Genomic DNA, 4,358 nt, shown 5'->3' on the forward strand with positions numbered 1-4,358 from the left:
CCGCCGGATGCTGGAGCACGAACGCCAGCGACAGATGCACCAGCGAGATGCCCGCTTCGTCGGCGAGTTTCGCCAATTCCTCGGCGGCGGCGCGCTTGCGCTGGTTGGCGACCAGTTCGGGGTCGTGCCGGTGCGGCTGCCGGGCGAGCCTGCTCGACTCGGGCGCGGTCTCCCCCGCCCGGTAGCGGCCGGAGAGCCAGCCGCCCGCGAGCGGACTCCAGGTGAGGACGCCCAGGCCGTGCCGCTCGGCGATCGGCAGGGTGGCGCGTTCGGCGCCACGAGCCAGGATCGAATACGGCGGCTGCTCGGTGACCGGACGCGCCAGGTTGCGGTCCTGAGCCACCCATTGCGCCTCGACCAGCTGATGCGGTTCGAACGTCGTGGTGCCGTAGTAGCGGATCTTGCCCGCGCGCACCAGATCGTCCAGCGCGCGCAGTGTCTCCTCCAGCGGGACGTCCGGGTCGGGGCGGTGCACCTGGTAGAGGTCGAGGTGGTCGGTGCCGAGGCGGCGCAGCGAGTCCTCGACGGCACGGATGATCCAGCGCCGGGAGTTGCCGCGACTGTTCGGGTCGGTGCCGATCTGGCCGTGGAACTTGCTGGCGAGGACCACCTCGTCGCGGCGCCCACGCAGGGCCTTCCCGACGATCTGTTCGTTCTCCCCCTGGGAGTACACGTCGGCGGTGTCGACGACGTTGATGCCCGCGTCCAGGGCGCGGTGGATGATCGTCGCCGCGTCGTCGTGGTCGGGGTTGGCCCAGGCGCCGAAGTTCATGGCGCCCAGCGTGAGTGGGCTCACCAGTACGCCGGTGCGGCCGAGGTGTCGCAGTGTCATGGAGTGGGTTGTCACTTTCAGGTTGTGGAAACAGTTTCGCGGGCAAAGGAGTTCGCGGGTTCGGACAGGCCGAGGTGACCGCGCAGGGTGGTGTGTTCGTATTCGCGGCGGAAGAGCCTGCGCTTGCGCAATTCGGGCACGACCTGGTCGACGAAGTCGGTGAGGTAGCCGGGCAGGACGGCCGGGATGATGGTGAAGCCGTCGATGCCCGCGTTGCGGTGCCACAGCTCGATGTGGTCGGCGACCGTCTGTGGTGTCCCGATCACCACGCGGTGCCCGCCCAAAAACTCGGTGAGCAATTGCCGCACGGTGTGGCCGGTTTCGAGCGCGTAGCCGGTGAGGGAGGCGAAGAAGCCCTGCGGTCCGATCCGGTCGGCGGGCAGCGTGGTGAGCTGGTGCGGCAGCGGGGAGTCGAGGTCGACGTCGGGATAGCCGAGCCAGCGGGCGAACTGGCGCACCGGAGCGCTGTCGGGGTGCAGCCGCCCCTGCAACTCGTCGAACCGTGCGCGGGCCTCGGCTTCGGTGGACCCGATCACCGGGACCAGGCCGGGAAGGATCCGGATAGCGTCGCCATCGCGGCCGGAAGCCACCGCTGCCGAGCGGATCTCGGCCGAGAAGCTACGCGCGGCAGACAGGCTGAGCTGGGTCGTGTAGATCGCCTCGGCGTGGGCGGCCGCGAAGGCCCGGCCCTGCGGGGAGGCTCCGGCCTGCACGAGAACCGGGCGGCCCTGCGGGGAGCGCAGCACATTCAGTGGACCGGCGACGGAGTAGAACTCGCCCCGGTGATCCACCGCGTGTACCCGATCCGGATCGGCGAAGACACCGGCTTCCTGGTCGCCGATCAGCGCGTCGGATTCCCAACTGTCCCACAGCTTCTCGGTCAGCGAGACGTACTCGGCGGCACGCCGGTACCGTTCGTCGCGCTCGGGCAGCTCGGCGATGCCGAAGTTGCGAGCAGCATTCGGTTCGAACGTGGTGACCACATTCCAGCCCGCTCGGCCCCCGCTCACGTGGTCGAGCGAGAGGATCCGCCGGGCCAGGTTGTAGGGCAGGTTCAGCGAGCTGGTCGCGGTGGGGATCAGCCCGATGCGCTCGGTCGTCACGGCCAGCGCCGAGCTGAGCAGGATCGGATCGAGCGTGGCGGCGGGCGCTCGGGCGATGCCGGGCTGCTGCACCGGGATATCCGGGAACAGCAGGCCGTCGAGTCCGCCGCGTTCGGCCTCGGCCGCGACCCGCTGGTAGTGCGAGAGCTGGATGAAGGCGTCGGCGGGCAGGGTCGGTTCGAGCCAGGCGGCCGGGTGGTAGCCGGCGCTGCCGACGTTGACGAGGAAGTGCAGTCTGCGTGCCATCAGGCAGCCCCTTCTGCGATGGTGCCCGGGTAGGTGGGGACGGGCAGGCCGAGGTGACCGCGCAGGGTGGTCGCCTCGTAGTCGGTGCGGAACACGCCGCGCTCGCGCAGGATCGGCACGACGCCGTCGACGAAGTCGTCGAAGCCGCCGGGTAGGACATCGGGCATCAGGTTGAAGCCGTCGGCTATGCCCGCCTCGACCCAGTCGATGATCGCGTCGGCGACCTGTTCCGGTGTGCCGGTGACGATGCGGTGGCCCGCGCCGCCGCCGAGGCGTCGCAGCAGCTGGCGCACCGTCAGGTTCTCGCGCCGGGCGAGGCCGAGGGCGATCTTGTAGAAGGTCTGTGACCCGCCCGCCTCGTCGGGGTCGGCCAGCAGGTGCCACGGGAGCGGGCCGTCGAGGGTGAGATCGTCACGGTCGACGCCGAGCTGGGTGGCGAGCCGATCGAGCGCGTAGTCCGGTGGCACGAGTTCGGCCAGCAGTTCACGGCGCTGGGCGGCCTCGGCTTCGGTGGAACCGAGCACGGTGGACAGGCCGGGCAGGATCAGGACGTCCTCGGCCCTGCGCCCGTAGCCGACGGCACGCGCCTTCACGTCGCGGTAGTACTCCCCCGCCTCGTCCGCGGTCTGGGCGGCGGTGAAGATCACCTCGCCGACCCGGGCGGCCAGTGCCCGGCCGTCTTTCGACGCACCGGCCTGCACGACCACCGGTTCGCCCTGCGGCGAGCGCGGAACATTCAGCGGACCGGCCACGTCGAAGTGCGGGCCGTGGTGATCGACGGCGTGGATGCGCGTGTAGTCGGCGAAGCGGTGGGTGGCCTTGTCGCCGATCAGCGCGTCGGGCTCCCAGCTGTTCCAGAGCGCGCGCACCACCTCGACGAATTCGGCGGCGCGTTCGTAGCGGGCGCCATGGGCCGGTTCGGCGTCGAAGCCGAAGTTGCGCGCCGCGTCGACACCGGCGGTGGTGACCACGTTCCAGCCGGTGCGACCGCCGCTGAGCAGGTCGAGCGAGGCGAAGCGGCGGGCGACGTCGTAGGGGTCGTTGTAGCTCGACGACAGGGTGGCGATGAGGCCGACGCGCTCGGTGGCCGCGGCGACGGCGGCCAGGATCACGGTCGGTTCGAGGCTGTTGAACGGCCGGTACCGGATGTCCTCGCGGATGGCGGGCCCGTCGGCGAGGAAGATCGCGTCGAACTTGGCCTCCTCGGCGCGCTGGGCGATGCGCACGTAGTGGTCGAGGGTGAAACTCGCGGCGGGGTCGGTGCCGGGGAAGCGCCACGAGCCGCCGAACACGCCGGCGTTGAGAATGTTGACGTTGAGGTGCACCTGTCGTCGGGTCACGGCTGTTCCTCCTTGACACGGCCCGCCGCCAGCGCGGCGCGACCGAGATCGGCGAGCACGAAGTCGCTCTGCGGGAAGTGGATTCGCCCGACCATGGCATCGCGATGGTGGCGTTCGAGCGGATGTCGTCGGTCGAGGCCGGGGTTACCGGTCAGGTCGAGCGCGGATTCGGTGACCCGGATGGCGGTCGAGGTCGCGACGTGTTTGGCCAGTGCGGGCAGGCGCCCGTGCTCGTCGTCGGCCAGGCTGGCCACGCCCTGGCGTACCAGTGCGCGGCTGGTCTGGATCCAGGCTTCGATCTCACCTACACGGTCCTGGAAGCGCGGCACGGTGGCCAGCGAATCACCCAGTGCGGTGGGCACTCTGGTGTGCAGGTAGCGCACCAGCCAGTCCCGTGCCGCGATCGCGACGCCGTTGTAGTTCGCGGCCAACAGCAGGGGCAGCGATTGGCGTCCGGCTCGGCGAATCTTGGCGGTGCCGCCGTGGGCGTCGCGCAGGTCGACGAGCCTGGCTTCGGCGACGACCGTGCCGTCGAAGACCACCGACTGGGTGTCGGAAGCGCGCAGGCCCAGGTGATTCCAGGTCGGTTCGACGTGCCAGTCGGTGGCGGTGCGGTCGAGCAGGAAGGTCGCCACCCGCGGGCTCGGTTCGGCGGTGCTGGTGGTGACGGTGAACCAGCTCAGCCCGGAAATGCCGGTGGCGTAGGCCTTCTCACCGTCGATGCGCCAGTCCCCCGAGGGCAGGCGGGTGGCGGTGGTGGCCGGGATGCCGCCGCGGGAGAGGCTGCCCAGTTCGCGTTCGACGGCGAGCCCGTTGATCAGCGCGCCGTCCGTCGCG

The 4,358-nt window shown here is 70.5% G+C and carries 4 protein-coding genes; all 4 read right to left on the reverse strand.

Annotated features, from left to right (window positions below; genetic code table 11):
* Positions 1-832: aldo/keto reductase (locus ACFWF3_RS25990; RefSeq protein ID WP_379315920.1), on the reverse strand; the 832-nt coding region annotated here is incomplete at its 3' end.
* 17 nt (positions 833-849) lie between these two features.
* Positions 850-2,181: an NtaA/DmoA family FMN-dependent monooxygenase gene (locus ACFWF3_RS25995; protein ID WP_379315922.1), complete on the reverse strand. Its 1,332-nt coding sequence runs from the start codon at positions 2,179-2,181 to the stop codon at positions 850-852.
* Complete coding sequence (locus tag ACFWF3_RS26000) at positions 2,181-3,521, reverse strand: LLM class flavin-dependent oxidoreductase (protein WP_379315924.1); 1,341 nt, start codon at positions 3,519-3,521, stop codon at positions 2,181-2,183. Before ACFWF3_RS26000 ends, ACFWF3_RS25995 begins: the two co-directional genes overlap by 1 nt.
* Positions 3,518-4,358: acyl-CoA dehydrogenase family protein (locus ACFWF3_RS26005; protein ID WP_379315926.1), on the reverse strand; the 841-nt coding region annotated here is incomplete at its 5' end. The genes ACFWF3_RS26005 and ACFWF3_RS26000, both read right to left, overlap by 4 nt.

It is taken from the genome of Nocardia sp. NPDC060220, assembly GCF_042727815.1.
Lineage (GTDB): Bacteria > Actinomycetota > Actinomycetes > Mycobacteriales > Mycobacteriaceae > Nocardia.

What these genes read in the sequence shown, in the direction of transcription:
- ACFWF3_RS25995 (WP_379315922.1), bottom strand. Translation starts at nt 2,181, where the DNA reads ATGGCACGCAGACTGCACTTCCTCGTCAACGTCGGCAGCGCCGGCTAC.